Annotated in this window: 16 protein-coding genes; 9 read left to right on the top strand and 7 right to left on the bottom strand. The window is 57.2% G+C overall.

All coding sequences use genetic code 11. The features are described 5' to 3' along the window. Positions 1-22: 22 nt before the first annotated feature. From leuB to A3K90_RS07725, 6 genes are all read right to left on the bottom strand, one after another. Positions 23-1,084: a 3-isopropylmalate dehydrogenase gene (leuB, locus tag A3K90_RS07700; RefSeq protein WP_303682014.1), complete on the bottom strand. Its 1,062-nt coding sequence runs from the start codon at positions 1,082-1,084 to the stop codon at positions 23-25. Positions 1,085-1,106: 22 nt separating this feature from the next. After that, positions 1,107-2,099 (bottom strand): ketol-acid reductoisomerase, encoded by a 993-nt coding sequence (ilvC, locus tag A3K90_RS07705; protein ID WP_303682015.1) that lies wholly within the window; start codon positions 2,097-2,099, stop codon positions 1,107-1,109. A 44-nt stretch (positions 2,100-2,143) separates the two neighbouring features. Continuing rightward, positions 2,144-2,620 carry an acetolactate synthase small subunit gene (ilvN, locus tag A3K90_RS07710; RefSeq protein ID WP_131358376.1) on the bottom strand — a complete coding sequence of 159 codons (477 nt, stop codon included), beginning with the start codon at positions 2,618-2,620 and terminating at the stop codon, positions 2,144-2,146. A gap of 10 nt (positions 2,621-2,630) precedes the next feature. Then, positions 2,631-4,352: a biosynthetic-type acetolactate synthase large subunit gene (gene ilvB / locus A3K90_RS07715; RefSeq protein WP_303682116.1), complete on the bottom strand. Its 1,722-nt coding sequence runs from the start codon at positions 4,350-4,352 to the stop codon at positions 2,631-2,633. A 7-nt stretch (positions 4,353-4,359) separates the two neighbouring features. Continuing rightward, complete coding sequence (gene ilvD, locus A3K90_RS07720; RefSeq protein ID WP_303682016.1) at positions 4,360-6,057, bottom strand: dihydroxy-acid dehydratase; 1,698 nt, start codon at positions 6,055-6,057, stop codon at positions 4,360-4,362. A gap of 119 nt (positions 6,058-6,176) precedes the next feature. Further along, entirely contained in the window at positions 6,177-6,323 is a 147-nt protein-coding gene (locus tag A3K90_RS07725; RefSeq protein ID WP_303682017.1) for a hypothetical protein, read from the bottom strand. Between the two features lie 284 nt (positions 6,324-6,607). Here A3K90_RS07725 and A3K90_RS07730 point away from each other — a divergent pair, with 284 nt between their 5' ends. The 8 genes from A3K90_RS07730 to ybgF all read left to right on the top strand — a co-directional run bounded on the left by A3K90_RS07730 (position 6,608) and on the right by ybgF (position 13,720). Beyond that, positions 6,608-8,188, top strand: coding sequence for a DUF92 domain-containing protein (locus tag A3K90_RS07730; protein ID WP_303682019.1), 1,581 nt, complete (start codon positions 6,608-6,610; stop codon positions 8,186-8,188). A gap of 93 nt (positions 8,189-8,281) precedes the next feature. After that, a complete protein-coding gene (gene tolQ / locus A3K90_RS07735) occupies positions 8,282-8,950 on the top strand; it encodes a protein TolQ (RefSeq protein ID WP_303682021.1) in 669 nt (222 codons plus the stop codon). Positions 8,951-8,959: 9 nt separating this feature from the next. Further along, complete coding sequence (tolR, locus tag A3K90_RS07740; protein WP_303682118.1) at positions 8,960-9,391, top strand: protein TolR; 432 nt, start codon at positions 8,960-8,962, stop codon at positions 9,389-9,391. Next, positions 9,388-10,248, top strand: coding sequence for an energy transducer TonB (locus A3K90_RS07745; protein WP_303682023.1), 861 nt, complete (start codon positions 9,388-9,390; stop codon positions 10,246-10,248). Before tolR ends, A3K90_RS07745 begins: the two co-directional genes overlap by 4 nt. 143 nt (positions 10,249-10,391) lie before the next feature. Continuing rightward, positions 10,392-11,702 (top strand): Tol-Pal system beta propeller repeat protein TolB, encoded by a 1,311-nt coding sequence (locus tag A3K90_RS07750; RefSeq protein ID WP_303682025.1) that lies wholly within the window; start codon positions 10,392-10,394, stop codon positions 11,700-11,702. A gap of 59 nt (positions 11,703-11,761) precedes the next feature. Then, positions 11,762-12,226: a peptidoglycan-associated lipoprotein Pal gene (pal, locus tag A3K90_RS07755; RefSeq protein ID WP_303682027.1), complete on the top strand. Its 465-nt coding sequence runs from the start codon at positions 11,762-11,764 to the stop codon at positions 12,224-12,226. A 102-nt stretch (positions 12,227-12,328) separates the two neighbouring features. Next, positions 12,329-12,844: a peptidoglycan-associated lipoprotein Pal gene (gene pal / locus A3K90_RS07760; protein WP_303682029.1), complete on the top strand. Its 516-nt coding sequence runs from the start codon at positions 12,329-12,331 to the stop codon at positions 12,842-12,844. A gap of 90 nt (positions 12,845-12,934) precedes the next feature. Continuing rightward, positions 12,935-13,720, top strand: a complete 786-nt coding sequence (ybgF, locus tag A3K90_RS07765; protein WP_303682031.1) for a tol-pal system protein YbgF — start codon at positions 12,935-12,937, stop codon at positions 13,718-13,720. Between the two features lie 9 nt (positions 13,721-13,729). Here ybgF and A3K90_RS07770 read toward each other — a convergent pair whose 3' ends face one another. Further along, a complete protein-coding gene (locus tag A3K90_RS07770) occupies positions 13,730-14,596 on the bottom strand; it encodes a DUF2914 domain-containing protein (protein ID WP_303682032.1) in 867 nt (288 codons plus the stop codon). Between the two features lie 349 nt (positions 14,597-14,945). Between A3K90_RS07770 and A3K90_RS07775 the strand changes: the two genes are divergently transcribed. Continuing rightward, positions 14,946-16,013 carry an LbtU family siderophore porin gene (locus tag A3K90_RS07775; protein WP_303682034.1) on the top strand — a complete coding sequence of 356 codons (1,068 nt, stop codon included), beginning with the start codon at positions 14,946-14,948 and terminating at the stop codon, positions 16,011-16,013. Positions 16,014-16,020: the final 7 nt, after the last annotated feature.

Genomic DNA, 16,020 nt, shown 5'->3' on the forward strand with positions numbered 1-16,020 from the left:
CTTTCCGCCTTTCTTCGTTAGTTCAGGCGCCGAGGTGCCTGATGATTCCTTCAGTCATTTCCGTCGTCGATACCGTTTTCTGGCCGGGGGCGGCTATGTCGGCGGTCCGGAGACCCTCCGAGAGCGCACCTTCGATGGCGGCGTGGATTTCGCTTGAGATGTCCGCCATGCAGAAACTGTGTTCGAACATCATGGCGACCGAAGCGATGGTTGCTATCGGGTTTGCGATGTTCTTTCCTGCAATGTCGGGTGCACTGCCGTGGATCGGCTCATAGAGTGCATGGACGCGGCCGATGCTGGCAGACGGCAGCATGCCGAGGCTTCCGGTGATCATGCCTGCAATGTCGCTGAGGATATCACCGAAAAGATTGCCGGTGACGATGACGTCGAACTGCTTCGGGTTGCGCACAATCTGCATGGCGGCGTTGTCGACATACATGTCGCTGAGCTCTACATCGGGGAAATCCCGGTGTACGCGGTGCACTTCGTTCCGCCAGAACTGTGATACTTCGAGCACATTGGCCTTGTCAATCGACATGACGCGTTTCGATCCGCGCTTCTGGGCTGCTTCGAACGCAAGGCGGGCGATACGCTCCACCTCGTGCTTCTCATAGACCATCGTGTTCCACCCACGATTTTCGTCGAATCCCCTCGGCTCGCCGAAGTAGATGCCGCCGGTCAGTTCGCGGAACACCATGAAGTCTGTGCCGCGGACCACATCGGCCTTCAGGCTCGAAGCGTCGACAAGTGCGTCGTAGACTTTTGCCGGGCGGAGATTGGCGAACAGCCCCAGCTCCCTGCGGATTTTCAGCAGGGCGGCCTCTGGCTTGTGCTCGTGCGGAAGGTTCTCCCACTTTGGTCCGCCGACGGCGCCGAGAAGTACTGCGTCGCAGTCGCGGCAGGCGTTGAGGGTTTCGTCGGTAAGCATGCTGCCGTGCAGGTCGTAGGAGGCGCCGCCGAACGGATGCTCCTCCACCTGGATTTCGAAGCCATGCTTTTTCGTTATCTGCCGGATGACGGCAAGAGCCCCCGCAACGACCTCGGGGCCGATGCCGTCGCCGGGGATGGATACGATTTTGTACATAGTATTCCCGTGATGGAGATGTTTATTTCCTGACGAGCCAGCTCATCATGTTGCGGAGCTTGGCGCCGACTTTCTCGATTGCGTGGCCGCTGTTCTCTTCGCGGAGCCTGTTGAGGTTCTTGTAGCCGCCGTTGCACTCGTCGATGAACTCACGGGCGAAGCGGCCGTCCTGGACCTCTTCGAGCACCTTCTTCATTTCGGCCTTCACGGCGGGGGTGATGAGGCGCGGTCCGCGGGTCATGCCGCCGTACTCGGCGGTGTCGCTGACGGAGTAGTTCATTCTGGAAAGGCCGCCTTCATAGTAGAGGTCGACGATGAGCTTCAGCTCGTGCATGCACTCGAAGTATGCGAGTTCCTCGGGGTAGCCCGCTTCGACGAGGGTTTCAAACCCGGCCTTGATCAGTTCTGCCGAGCCGCCGCAGAGCACGGCCTGTTCGCCGAAGAGGTCGGTTTCGGTCTCATCCTTGAAGTTGGTCTCGATGACGCCGGCTTTGGTGCCGCCGATGCCCTTTGCCCATGCAAGTGCGGTTTTCTTGGCCTCGCCGGTGGCGTCCTGGTGGACGGCGATGAGGCAGGGCACGCCGTTGCCTTCGGTGTAGGTGCGGCGAACGAGGTGGCCCGGGCTTTTCGGCGCAATCATGATTACGTCGACATCGGCCGGAGGGACAATCTGGTTGTAGTGGATGTTGAAGCCGTGACCGAAGGCGAGGGTGTTGCCTGCCACCATGTTCGGGGCGATTTCGGCTTCATAGACAGCTTTCTGGGTCTGGTCGGGGAGCAGGACCATGACGATGTCCGCCCATTTGACGGCATCGGCAACGGGCTCAACGCGGAGGCCTGCCTCGCGGGCTTTTGCACAGGATGAGCTGTCAGGGCGGAGGCCGACGCATACGTTCATGCCGCTGTCCTTCAGGTTCAGTGCATGGGCGTGGCCCTGGCTGCCGTAACCGAGGACGGCGATATTTTTTCCCTGAAGACGCCCGAGATCGGCATCCTGCTCATAATAAACATTCATCTCGACAATAGGTTTTGATTGATTGAATGGCAGTTACTCTTGTGTTATTCCCCGCGGTGAATGGCTACAGCCCCCGAGCGGGCGAGCTCCCTGATGCCGTAAGGCCTGAAAATATCAATGGTGGTATTGATTTTATCCGGGGAACCGATGACCTCAATAGTAATGGATTTTTGTTTTATATCCACGACTTTTCCCTTAAAAACGTTGATCAGCTCGAAAATCTCGTGCTGCGTGGCCTTGCTGAGCTTCATGGTCATGAGCAGCAGTTCGCGTTCGACATGCGGCTGCCGGGTCAGGTCGGTCACCTTGATGGTGTCGATGAGCCGGTTCAGCTGCTTGAGCACCTGGCTGACGATCTGGTCGTCGCCGCGCGTGACGATGGTCATGCGGGAGATTTCAGGATCTTCAGTCTCGCCGATCGAGATGCTTTCAAGGTTGAATCCCCGGGCGCTGAACATGGATGCAACCCGGTTGAGGGTGCCGAACTTGTTTTCGACAAGGACTGATATGAGATGTTTCATGATGATCGGGTTAAACCATTGTTTTCGGATTCAGCCTCTCGAGAAGCATGTCTGAGATGGATCCGCCGGCAGGGACCATCGGGAAGACCATGTCTTTCTTGATGACCCGGAACTCGACGAAGACAGGGCCTTCGTTGTAATCGAGGGCGGTGCGGATGGCCGCTTCAGCTTCAGCAGGAGTGTCGGCCCGCATGGCTTTGCAGCCGAATGCGTCCACCACCTTCAGGAAGTCGGGATTGCTTGCCTCAAGGTCGGTGAAGGAGTACTTCTCCTCGTGGAACAGTTCCTGCCACTGGCGGACCATGCCGAGGAAGCTGTTGTTGAGCAGGAAGATCTTCACCGGGATCTTGTAATGCACCGCGGTGACGAGTTCCTGGATGTTCATCATGAACCCGCCATCTCCGCAGAAGAGGACGACCGGGCGGTCGGTGATTCCGAAGGCTGCGCCGATGGCCGCCGGCAGGCCGTAGCCCATGGTGCCGAGTCCTCCGCTGGTGATGATGGAGCGGGGGTTGTTGAAGCGGTAGTACTGCGAGGTCCACATCTGGTGCTGGCCGACGTCGGTGACGACGACGGCGTTGCCTTCCGTCTGGCGGGAGACCTGGTCTATGACGAACTCTGTTTTCAGGGAGTCCTCTTCGACCGTATATGTCATCGGGCACTGCTCCTGCCACTGGAGGATTTCAGCATGCCATGCGTCATGTTTCTCCCTCTTTTCCGGCATGGCCTCGAGCAGCCCCTGGAGGAAGTTTTTTGCATCGCCGACGATCGGCAGGTCGACCTTCACGTTCTTGTCGACATTTGTCGGATCGATGTCGTTGTGGATCTTGTATGCCTGCGGGGCGAACGTGTCGACCCGGCCGGTGACCCGGTCGTCAAAACGGGCGCCGACGGCAATGAGCAGGTCGCACTTGTTGACGGCCTGGTTCGCCCAGAATGTGCCGTGCATGCCGAGCATGCCCATCGAGAGCGGATGGCTTGCCGGGAAGGCGCCGAGGCCCTGCAGGGTCATGGTGACCGGAATGTCCAGTTCGATGGCGAGCTTCCGGAGTTCTTCCGAAGCTTCGGAGCTGATGACGCCGCCGCCTATGTACAGCAGCGGGCGCTTTGCCTCGGCAATTTTGTGCGCCGCTTTCTCGATCTGGTTCTGGTGGCACTTGATGGTGGGCTTGAAGCCGCGGATGTCGACACTCTCCGGCCACTCGAACGTGCAGCTGGCGTTCAGGATGTCTTTGGGCATGTCGACAAGAACCGGCCCGGGTCTGCCGTTGGTGGCGAGGAAAAAGGCTTTCTGTATGGTTGATGCCAGTTCCCGCACATCCTTCACGAGGAAGTTGTGCTTGGTGATGGGGCGGGTGATGCCGACGATGTCGGCCTCCTGGAAGGCATCGTTGCCGATGAGGGAGCTCGGCACCTGGCCGGTGAAGATCACCATCGGGGAGGAGTCCATGTAGGCGTTGGTGATGCCGGTGACGGTATTGGTCGCGCCGGGTCCGGAGGTTACAAGCACAACGCCGGGCCTGCCGGTAGCGCGCGCGTAGCCTTCAGCCATATGCGTGGCACCCTGCTCGTGGCGGACAAGGATGTGCTTGATGTCCTCGACGTCGTAAAGCGTTTCATAGACCTTCAGGAGCGCTCCGCCGGGGTAGCCGAAGATGTATTCGACATTTTCGCGACGGAGGCATTCGAAGAATATTTCAGAGCCATTCATGGTCGGTCCTGATTGCGGCATGGTCAGTTTATTTGGGTTCACAGGAAACGGGTGTTTTCAGGATGGCGCCGGTATTTGCGGATGTGACCATCTCGGCATAACGCGCCAGGTAGCCTTTCCTGATTTTTGGTACGAAAGCCGGGAGTGCTGCTGTTCGGGCTGCGATCTCCTCATCACTGACCTCCATCGTGATGGAGCGGCCGGGAATGTCGATGGTGACGGTGTCGCCGTTACGGAGTGCTGCGATGGGTCCTTTTTCCGCCGCTTCCGGAGAGACATGGCCGATGCAGGCTCCTCGCGAACCGCCGGAGAACCTGCCGTCGGTGATGAGGGCGACAGAATCGCCGAGTCCACGGCCCATGATGGCGCTCGTGGGGGAGAGCATTTCGGGCATGCCGGGGCCGCCTTTCGGTCCTTCATAGCGGATGACGACCACGTCACCCGACTTGACATCGCCGTCCATGATGCCTTTGATTGCATCGTCCTGGGAGTCGTAGACTTTTGCGGGGCCGCTGTGCCGCATCATCGGTGCGCTGACGGCGCCGGTCTTGATGACTGCTCCCTGAGGGGCGAGGTTGCCGTACAGCACACACAGGCCGCCGGTTGCCGAGTATGGGTCCTCGACGGTGCGGATGACCTTGCGGTCCAGCACTTCAGCATCTTTGATGTTTTCACCAAGACTCTTTCCTGTCACTGTTGGGACGGAGAGATCCAGGAGCCCTTCGATTTTCGAAAGCTCGTGGAGAATGGCTGAAATCCCTCCGGCGCGGTCCACGTCTTCGATATGTACATCCATCGTTGCCGGGCTCACCTTGCAGATATACGGGGTTTTTGCCGACAGGCCGTTGAGCTCCGAAAAGTCGAAGTCAAGCTCGGCCTCGTTGGCAATGGCCAGCGTGTGCAGGATGGTGTTGGTGCTGCCGCCCATGGCGAAGTCGAGCGCGAATGCGTTCAAAAGGGTGCTGCGGGAGAGGATGTCGCGGGGCCGGACATTTTTTTCAACGAGATCGATGATGCGGCGCGAGGCCTCCCTGACGAGTTCATTGCGGCGCGGGTCGCCGGCCAGAATGGTGCCGTTGCCGGGAAGGGCGAAACCGAGCGCTTCGGAGAGGCAGTTCATGGAGTTGGCGGTGAACATGCCGCTGCATGAGCCGCAGCCGGGGCATGCGTTCTCTTCTATGGTCTCCAGCTCTTCTTCAGAGATTTCACCCGTGCTCCGCTGGCCGACGGCTTCAAAGACGGAGATGAGGTCAACGGTTTTGCCTGAAGGAGTGTGGCCTGCTTTCATCGGGCCGCCGGAAACGAAGATCACGGGAATGTTGATGCGCAGTGCAGCCATCATCATGCCGGGGGTGATCTTGTCGCAGTTGGGGATGCAGACGAGGCCGTCAAGGCGGTGCGCCTCGGCGACGGTTTCGACGCTGTCGGCGATGAGTTCGCGGCTCGCCAGCGAGTAGCGCATGCCGATATGGCCCATGGCGATGCCGTCGCAGACGCCGATGGTGTTGAACTCAAAGGGCACCCCACCTGCTTTGCGGACTTCTTCCTTGGCAATCCGGCCGAGCTCCTGCAGATGGGCGTGGCCGGGAATCAGCTCATTGAAAGAGTTGCAGATGCCGATGAACGGCTTCTGGTAGTCGCCTTTTTCGTGTATGGTGCCGGTTGCTTTCAGGAGGCTGCGGTGAGGAGCTTTTTCAAACCCTGTCTTTATGGTGTCGGATCTCATTGCTTGCTATCTCTGTGGTTTTTGGCAATTGACTGTTAAGGCCGGTATCGCCGGTCCCGATGTCACTGTGAATGTGGTGTGCAAAAACAGGAGTGTGAGGACTCGGGGCGGCGCCGGATTCAGCGTACTGAACCCTTCAGGGTAACGCCCGATACGGGAGTGATGGCTGCAGAAATCGGCATGGGCGCCATGAGCAGGGTGGCCCCTGCGGGATGGCCTGCAGGGTGGTGGCTGGCTTGACCGGTATGTGGCGACGGTGCAGTCATTTATGAAAAAGATGAAAAAGATGTTTCTTCGGCAAACGTATTGAGGACCAAATTCGGCAATAAATTACATTTTCACCTTCATTAATACAAGTAAACCGGTAGAATAATCGGCCTCCCCAACGGGGGATTTCTGTTGAATTGCGCGTTTTATTCGTACCATATAGTGTTGCGGTGCTTTGTCACGGTTGGCGGGTTTTCATTGCCTTCCGGTTCCAAAGCCGTATATTTTCATCATATCGCGGCCCTGCCGCATCCTCATTCTGCATAATATCAACACTGCAGCTATGCTGACCCTCCCAATGCCTTCCGCACCGGAACTTCCGGCTTTCCTTCTTTCCATAGGTCTTCTGGGCCTGTTCATCGCTCTCTCTGAACTGCTTGCGGGCCGTTTCGGCCTCAACAGGGTCGTAGCACGAAAAATCGTGCATCTCGGCACCGGAGTGGTTCTTTTCTTCGTACCCTCGTATTTCGACTCGAATTTCTACCCGGTGCTCCTTGCGCTTTTTTTTCTGGTTCTGAACTCCCTGAACCTCTCATTCGGATGGTTCACTTCGATGCTCTCGGGCCCTGAAGGGGAGGGGAGAGCATCGCAGGCTGTGAAGAGCTACGGCAGCATCTACCTGCCGATTGCGTTTCTTCTTGGAGCACTGCTCCTCTGGGACGAGCACCGCTGGATCCTGCAGACCGCCGTTCTTGCCGCCACAGTGGGGGACTCGCTGGCAGCGCTCGCGGGCTCCGCGTTCGGCAAGCACCCTATTGCCGATCTTACCCGCAACACCAAGACCGTCGAGGGCTCAGCGACGATGTTTTTCGTCTCGCTGCTCCTCATCTCGCTCTCGCTTCTGTTTTTCCGCCCTGAGTTCCATGGCGGTCTGGAGGGCGCATCGCTCCTGACGCTGCTTCTCCTTGCCCTCCTGCTCGCACTGATCGCCACGGCAGTCGAAGCGCTGCTTTCATTCGGGCTTGACAATTTCTTTCTTCCAGTCGCCACGGCCTACGTGCTGTATCTGCTTGAGGGCAACCAGGCGGCTCTTCCAATAGGGTTCCTTACGGGAGGTCTGTTCGCTTTCCTGCTTGCCGTGTTTTCCCTTAAGGTACGTTTCCTCAATAACAGCGGGGCGACCGCGACCTTCCTGCTCGGCACGACCATTTTCGGCGTCGGCGGAATGGTCTGGACAGTGCCGCTTCTGACCTTCTATCTGCTCTCCTCGGTGCTTTCAAAGCTTGGCCGGAAGCGCAAGGCGAAGTTCGATCTTGTCTTCGAAAAAGGATCGCAGCGCGATGCGGGTCAGGTGTACGCAAACGGTGGCATTGCATGGATCCTGATGGTGGTCTATTCACTCACCGGGAACCCGGCGGTCTTTTTCGCCTATCTCGGCACCCTTGCCGCCGTTCAGGCTGATACATGGGCGACGGAGATCGGGACCATGTGGCCGAACCCGAAAGCCTGGCTCGTCACCACACTGAAGCCCGTCGCTGTCGGAACATCGGGAGGGGTGTCGTTTCCCGGGACGGCAGGCGCATTCATCGGCTCGCTCTTCATCTGTCTCGGCGCCGTTGCTGTCGGCGTGCCGTGGCTGAATGATTTCGGGCTCCTGAACTCTTTTCTCCTGGTCGGTCTTTCCGGCCTGCTTGCCAGCCTTGTCGACAGCTTTTTCGGCGCAACCCTTCAGGCCCAGTACTATGACCCGATCCGCGAAAAGGTGACCGAACGGACCCATAGCATGGCGGCGGACGGTACGAAAGTGGAGAACCGCCTCCTGAAAGGCTACGCTCTTGTAAACAACGACCTCGTCAACACCCTCTGCGCCCTTTCGGGCTCGGCGCTAGCTTTTCTTGTGATCCAGAACGCAGGACTCTTTTGATTAGTCTGTGCATGTTGTATGTTTGTCTGTCGGCCCCTTCGGGGGCCACTCCCACACTCGAAATGATGATGAACCTTAACCGTCCACGTTCCCATGCCTGAATCTCATTCCGGGATACTTGCCCTCCTCTCACAGGCGGGCCCCGTCGTCCTTTTCGTTCTCGGTATCCTCATCTTCTTTTCCGTTGTCTCCTGGGCCATCATTTTCCAGAAATTCACATTCGTCCGCAAGTCGATGCAGGAATCGAAAGCGTTTCTCGACACGTTCTTCCAGTCGCAGGGCGTTGAGCGGATTTTCGCCGAAAGCGAGAACTACCGCGACGCCTCTCTGGCAAAAGTGTTCCGTGCGGCTTACATCGAGTATCGCGCCCTTGGTGAAAACCCCGGCACGGGTGAAGCTCGGGCCCGCATCGCAAGGGCGGTGAAACGGGAGGGGAACCTCGAGGTGAAGCGCCTTTCACAGCTGGTGCCGTTCCTCGCCACCGTCGGCAATACCGCTCCGTTCATAGGCCTGTTCGGTACGGTGTGGGGCATCATGGATGCATTCCAGAACATCGGCATGGTGCAGTCAGCTTCGCTGGCCGTCGTCGCTCCCGGCATCTCGGAGGCGCTGGTCGCTACCGCTGCGGGTCTTGCCGCAGCCATTCCCGCCGTTATGGGCTACAACTATCTCTCCCTCCAGGTCGGCATCATCGAGAGGGACATCGAGGAGTTTTCTCCCGAGTTCACGGCCGTCTGCATACCTAACCAACCGCAGGACTGAAGAGGTATGATGACTTCCGGAAAAGGGCGGCTCATGAGCGACATCAACGTCACACCGCTGGTTGATGTGATGCTCGTCCTGCTCATCATCTTCATGGTGACTGCCCCGATGATGACGCACGGCGTCAAGGTGGAGACCCCGGAGACGACGCATGAAAAGATGGATGTCAACCCCGAGGGGCTCATGATCAGCATCGATGCTTCAGGTCGGGTGTTCGTGAACCAGTACGAACTCGGTGCCTCCGAGGTGCGCGAAAAGCTGCCTTCCCTTCTTGATGTCAAAAAGACCCGGGAGGTATACCTCAAGGCTGACAAGTCATTGCCATACGGCCTTGTCATGGATGTGATGTCGCAGATAAGGGATGCAGGCATAGAGAAGATCGGCATGGTCACCGAACCTGCTCCGGCAGGCCCGCAGCGGGGCAAATCGGCGGGTTTATGAAAAAAAGCGGCGCCCGCTTCCGGGCAGAGAGACCTTTTTCTTTCTGGCTTGCTCTTGCCGTTGTGATGCACCTTGTCCTGTTTGCCGGGCTTCTCGCATACCAGAAGTGGGCGGCCGTCCGCCCGTTCAAACCGAGGATCGTCACCGTAAGCCTGCTCTCCATGCCGGGCGGGGGAGAACCAGGAGGGGGCGGTAGTCCGGCCGCAGCGGTATCGGAGCCTGCACCTGCAAGGGAACCGGAACCTGCACCTGTACCTCAGCCTCCGAAGAAGCCGGAAGTGAGCGCGCCTGAAAAAAAAGTGCTGAAGGTGGCCGATCCCCTGAAGCCGAAGAAAACCGTTCCCGATCCCAAGAGCGTTCCGGCTGAAAAGGCTCCCGATATCCAGAAAGCCATTGCAGACCTCAAGAAAAAAGTCGACGCCAGGGCTGCTGCTGAAAAAGCTGCAAGCCAGGACAATCTGCAGCGGGCGCTCTCCAGGCTGAAGGCATCCGTGTCGCAGGGGACCGGGGGTTCCGGCTCAGGCTCCGGGTCGCAGGGGAGCGGTTCCGGGACCGGCGGCGGAGGCGGTACGGCTGATGCCTATTCGGCAGCGGTTGTCGAGATTATCAACCGCAACTGGAACTTCAACAGCCAGATGCTCCAGCGGACTGACGGTATGGAAGTATATGTGGAAATACTGGTGCTTCGCGACGGGACGATACAGCAGATCGTGTTCGTAAAGTCATCTTTGAGTCCTTACTTGAACAACTCGGTGAAAAATGCACTGGAAAAGTCATCGCCCCTCCCCCCGAGGTCTGACGGTCCCCCTTCCGAGCGGTTCAAGTTCGTATTCACTCCTAAAGGCATTGACCGCTGAGAAGAGGTAAGAGAGATTGTTTCAGCGGATAAACATATTGTATATATTTTATATACATTCCGGCGGGCCTTATGTGTATATATGTTTTGCTGCCGTCCGGAACGATGAATGACATTCAACCCATAAATGAGACCACTGTATCCATGAGGCATTCCATACGACGTACTGCCGCTCTTCTTCTGGCTTTTATCGCCTGTTTCAGTTTCCCTCTCTCCGCCATGGCCCTGGAGGGCGAGTATATCGCCATCCGCAAGGAGGGTGCAGGACGTATCGCCCTTGTGCTTGGCAAGCCGCTTGCCGAAGGCGGAAAGGCTTCCGCATGGTCGGCGGAGCTTGATCGGGAGATCCGCGAGGGTCTTGCCTTCACGGGGATCTTCAATATGATCCCCCCTCCGATGAACCTCTTTGAGACGGGCGCCAGCGGCAAGCGTACGCTGAATTTCGGGGCCCTCAACTCAATCGGCGCGGAAATATTCGCCGGCGGTTCGCTCTCCGCCGAGGCAGGTCAGGTGAAGCTTTCCATGGCCGTCTACGAGACTTTCGGAGCCAAACCCATCCTCAGCAAAGTCTATACGGGCCGTCCCGATAACCTCCGGGCCATCGCCCATGCATTCTCGGCCGATCTCGTACAGCTGCTTACCGGCCGCCGTTCGGTTTTCGGCTCAAGCATCGTGTTTGTGTCGAACCGGAGCGGGTTCAAGGAAATCTACTCCTGCGCCTTCGACGGCAGCTCCCTCAGTCAGCTCACCCGTTCCCGCTCCATTTCCCTGACCCCTTCGCTTTCTCCTGACGGCACCCGTCTGGCATACACCGACTATTCTTCCGGCAGGCCGGGACTGAAAATCATGAACATGGCCGACCGCAGGGTTTCTTCTGTCCGCCAGTCGGGGGTCAGCATCGATCCCGGGTGGAGGAGCAATGCCGAAGTGGCTACGACGCTCTCTTTCGAGGGTGACCAGGACATCTATCTGGTAAGGCCGGACGGCACCCTGGCCCGCAGGGTTACCTCCAGCAGGGGCATCGACCTTTCCCCGTCGTTTTCGCCTGATGGAACCAAGATGGCATTCGTTTCAGCGCGTTTCGGCAACCCGCAGGTCTTCATCCTCGATCTCGGTACGGGCCAGACCCGCCGGCTGACCTACAATGGCAATTACAATACCCAGCCGTCATGGTCGCCGGCCGGTGATAAAATTGCCTATACTACAATGGAGAAAAACGGTGAAATAAATATATTTACCATAAGGCCGGATGGTTCGGGCGCAACCCAGTTGACTTCGGGGGCACGCGAGAACGAATCTCCGTCATGGTCGCCCTGCGGCGACATGATCGTGTTTACCTCCGGTCGTCAGGGCCAGAAAAAACTGTATGTAATGAATGCGAACGGGGAAAACCAGCGTCGGCTCCTCCAGATGGAGGGGGAACAGATGCAACCCTCATGGTCGTTCATCCGTTGAAGCATCTGTTCTTGAGCAGTACAGCAGTTTTTTGCAATCAACTAAACAAGGGGGAAATCATGAAAAATCTCAAGCCTTTAGCCAGAATCCTGTGTGTGCCGGCGATGCTGTTCATCGGGGCATGCAGCTGTCAGAAAGATGTTGCAGTAGCACCCGAACCCCCCCCACCTCCGCCGCCGGCTGCTGTTGCTGTTCCTGCTCTTGGTGACGTGTTCTTTGATTTTGACCAGTCGGCTCTGCGCATGGATGCTGTAAGCCAGCTGAAAAACAATGCGGCATGGATGGACGCCAACCGTTCAAAGCGGGTCATTGTTGAAGGGCATTGTGACGAGCGGGGGACCAATGAGTACAACATGGCTCTCGGAGAGCGTCGTGCCTCTTCCGCCAAGGAGTACATCGTGAGCCTCGGCATCAGTCCTGAGCGTATTGAAACCATCAGCTACGGTGAAGAGAAACCGTTTGCCCAGGGCAGCACCGAGGAGGCATGGGCGCAGAACAGAAGGGCCCATTTTGTCGCTGAGTGATGTTTTTTGCAGCCCGGGGCGGCGTGGCGCCGGTTCCCGGGCGGCATTGTAGTAAGATTGCCTTAACCCAATCCTTTCCCTTAACTCAAACAATCCGATTCCATGAAAAAAAGTGTGTATGGTTTTCTTGCCTTGGCGCTGATGTTCACTGCAGGCTGTTCATCCAAAAATGCGGTTGCTCCCTCCGGTGCTGATGAGGCTTCTGCTCCCGCTCCTGCTGAGGCTCCTGCTCCAGTATCTTCCGTCGCATCCGGACCCTCCGGCTACGGTTTCGACGAATACCAGACCGGTCCGCTCGGAGATGTATTTTATGAATTTGACAGCTCGGAACTTGCTGCTGACGCACAGGCCCAGCTGCAGCAGAATGCCACATGGATGGGCAGCAACGCCGCAGCCTCGACCATGATTGAAGGTCATTGCGACGAGCGCGGCACATCCGAATACAACCTGGCTCTCGGAGAGCGTCGTGCTGCGACGGCCAAGGAGTATATCGTCAGGCTTGGCATTCCTTCATCACGCATCGAGACGGTAAGCTACGGTGAAGAAAAACCGTTTGCCACCGGTCACGATGAAGCTGCCTGGTCGAAAAACCGCCGTGCGCATTTCATCCTGAAGTAAGTATCGACTTCTTACGACACTCCCCCTGAGCGCGCACTCTCTCTTTGTGTGTTCAGGGGCTTTTTTCTGATGCCAAACACCCTGACGCCCATGACCAGCATATCCGGCAGGCTTCTTCTTGTTCCCTTTTTCCTTCTTTCTGCATGTGCCTCAAAGCAGGACCTTGTCGTTGTCAAGGACAACCTTGAAACCATAAAAACACAGTCGGCAGTGTCGTATTCGGACCTGCAGCAGCTCCGTGACCAGGTCGGCGGACTGCATGGCCGCATCGACGAAGTGGGCTACAGCAGCCAGCGGAATCTTCAGCGGCTTGGTGCCGAGGATTCACTGCTGGTGCAGAAAAATGACGAGCTTGAACGCAGGATTCAGGCAGTTGAGCGATACCTCGGCCTGACACCATCCCCAAAGGCTGACGCTGTCATTCCTCCCGCTGTGCCCGGCAGTGCCGGGGCAACATCGCCTGACAGTGCCGCCGCCGCGACGGTTGCCGCACCTCTCAGCCCTTCACCCAAAAGCGATTCCGACCTTTTCAACGAGGGGGCTGCCATGTTCGGTAAAGATCGTTTCAATGATGCCCGGGAGAGTTTTGCGGCTTTGATCAAGGACTATCCCAAGTCACCGAGGGTTGGAGATGCGCAGTTTTTCATCGCTGAAAGCTGGTTTGCCGAGAAAGCCTACGACAAGGCAATCCTCGATTACCAGACGGTGATTGCCAAATACCCGAAAAGCCTCAAGCGCCCAATGGCGATTTTCAAGCAGGCGCGCTCATTCGAGCTGATCGGCGATGCGGCCAATGCAAAAACCCGCTACCGTGATCTGGTCAATGTCTACCCGTCATCTCCTGAAGCCAGGCTTGCCCGCCAGAAACTCAACTGACCCTCACCTTCATTCTGCAGCTGCCGGCGGCTTTCCTGAAAGAATGCTGTCGGCTCGCAGAACCACCCCGTCTCCTTCACGCACCCTTACCCTCCATACTCCGTTTCCTTCCTTTCCGACCGTTTTTCTGGACCAGCTTCTCCATCGAGGGCCCGATGGTCTGCCTACTGCTATTTTATCGACCTGTTTACCGTTGAACGACCACTCATGATAGAGGGGCTTGCCGGAAGGCCTATGAATGTCGCTGAAGTAGATGATGGCGCCGGCTCCTGACGGGATGCGGTTAAGTCGGCCGTTCGGCTCGCGTGTCTCTTTGTTGATCGAGAGGGTGAAGCATCCGTTATGTGCCGTTGCTGCATGCGCTCCGTCCTGCTTCGTTTCCAGCCCCGGAAGTTCGGCTGTCGGCGTCGGGGCACTGCTGTATCCGGCTCTGGCGGGCGGGACCTCCAGGGCCGGGGTTTCTGCCGGGGTCCGGTATGTGCGGCTGAGGAAGAGAGCGCCGATGATGAGAACCGCTGCGATTCCCGCTGCGGCAACGGCATTCCGATTTATTGAGAGAGAGTGGTCCTGTCCCGGGGACTGCTCAAGGGATTTTTGTTGTGCCGGATGCACCCGAATGCCTGCAGTCTGATTCAGTTCCTTGAAGAGCTCCCTGTCATAGGTTCCGAGCGCCAGGGCATATTCCCGGAGCAGTGCGATGAGGTAAACGGGAGAGATGAACTCAAGGTCCCCTGATTCCATGCGGATGAGCCGGTCCTCTTTTACTCCCGACAGCTTCGCGGCTTCTTTCGTGCTAAGCCCCAGCTCAACTCTTTTTTTATGAAGGGAGTCGGCTATGATCCGGCCTGTCCGGATGAATTCCGTCAGGTTTTCCATGGTGATGCGTCTATGGTTTTTATGCTGTCATACTGAAGGTACCCGATACAGGTTTTCATGCTATGGAGATAGTGTAAACTTATTGAAAATACGCCGCACCCTTCACGTTCGCTGCGGATGATGTTTATTTAGCAGGTATGCCACTCCGTCTTTTTGCGCTATGTCGTAATAAAATAAGTGGTTGGTGGTATGTGCGTGGATCGGTTGTGGGGTACTCTTATGCTCTGGGGCGTATTTTTTTTGTTTCCTTATTTGGAATTTATCTAAATAGCTGTAGATTCAATCTGTTTAATTAGACAAAGTCAAAATAAGGAAACTTCTAAAACACAACCACACAAACCACAGCATCATGAACATGTTTCAGAAAAGCACCGTGATGGTATGCCTTGCCCTTCTTGTTTCTTCAAAGGCTTTCGCTGCAAGCGAGGTGGAAGAGCTGAAGCGGCGCCTTGAGGCGTTAGAAAATAAAACGGAGGCTTCGTCCCATGCTGACCGAGAGAAAGAAGGCCCATCGCTCTCCTTCGGCGGTCTTGTCGAGGTCGAAGCCAACTCTGTTGACACCGAAGGCAAAAAATCCACAACCGACATCACCCTCGCGACCCTTGAACTCGGTCTTGAAGCAGGCCTGAACCCGTGGCTCACCGCTTACGGTGTCCTGCTGTACGAACAGGGTGAAAACAGCGACAACATCCTTGTTGAGCAGGCCTACATCAGGATGAAGTCGGAATCCTCCCCGTTCTTCGCCGAGGTCGGCCGCCTTACCCAGTCGTTCGGTACGTTTGAGAGCAGCATGATCTCCGACCCCATGACCCTCGAGCTCGGCGAGACCAAGCTCCATGCGTCGGTAAAGGCCGGCTATGAAGAGGGCGGCCTCCAGGGATCGCTCTCTGTGTTCAAGGGCGATGTGCAGAAAACAGGCGAAAGCGAAATCAACAGCCTCGTTGCCTCTATTGGCTGGCAGAAAGAGGTTGACAGCTTCCGCTACGGCATCGGTGGCTCATGGACGAACAATATGGCCGATACCGATGGGCTGCAGGGTGAAGACGGCTCTGCAAGCAGGACGACCGATGATTTCGTCGGTGGCTGGTCGGTCAATGCGATGACGGGTTTCGGCCCATTTGAGCTCCGCGGCGAGTACCTTGGCGCCTGCGACAACTTTACGGACGGCGAAAACAGCGGCAAGCAGCCTTCCGCATGGAGCGTTGAGGCCGGCTACCAGTGCAAGCTTCCGCTGCACCTTGCCCTGCGCTACGAAGGATCGGACGATTTCGGTACGAACGATTCCCGTTATGGCGCGACCCTTGGATGGGATGTCACGGATGGTGCGGGTCTTGGGTTCGAGTACCAGCGTGCTGACAACCAGACGGGTACTCCTGATACCGATACGTTCACCGTGCAGCTTGCAATGGAATTTTAATCAATAC

Origin of the sequence: Pelodictyon luteolum, assembly GCF_001622165.1 — a bacterium.
Classification (GTDB): domain Bacteria; phylum Bacteroidota; class Chlorobiia; order Chlorobiales; family Chlorobiaceae; genus Chlorobium; species Chlorobium luteolum_B.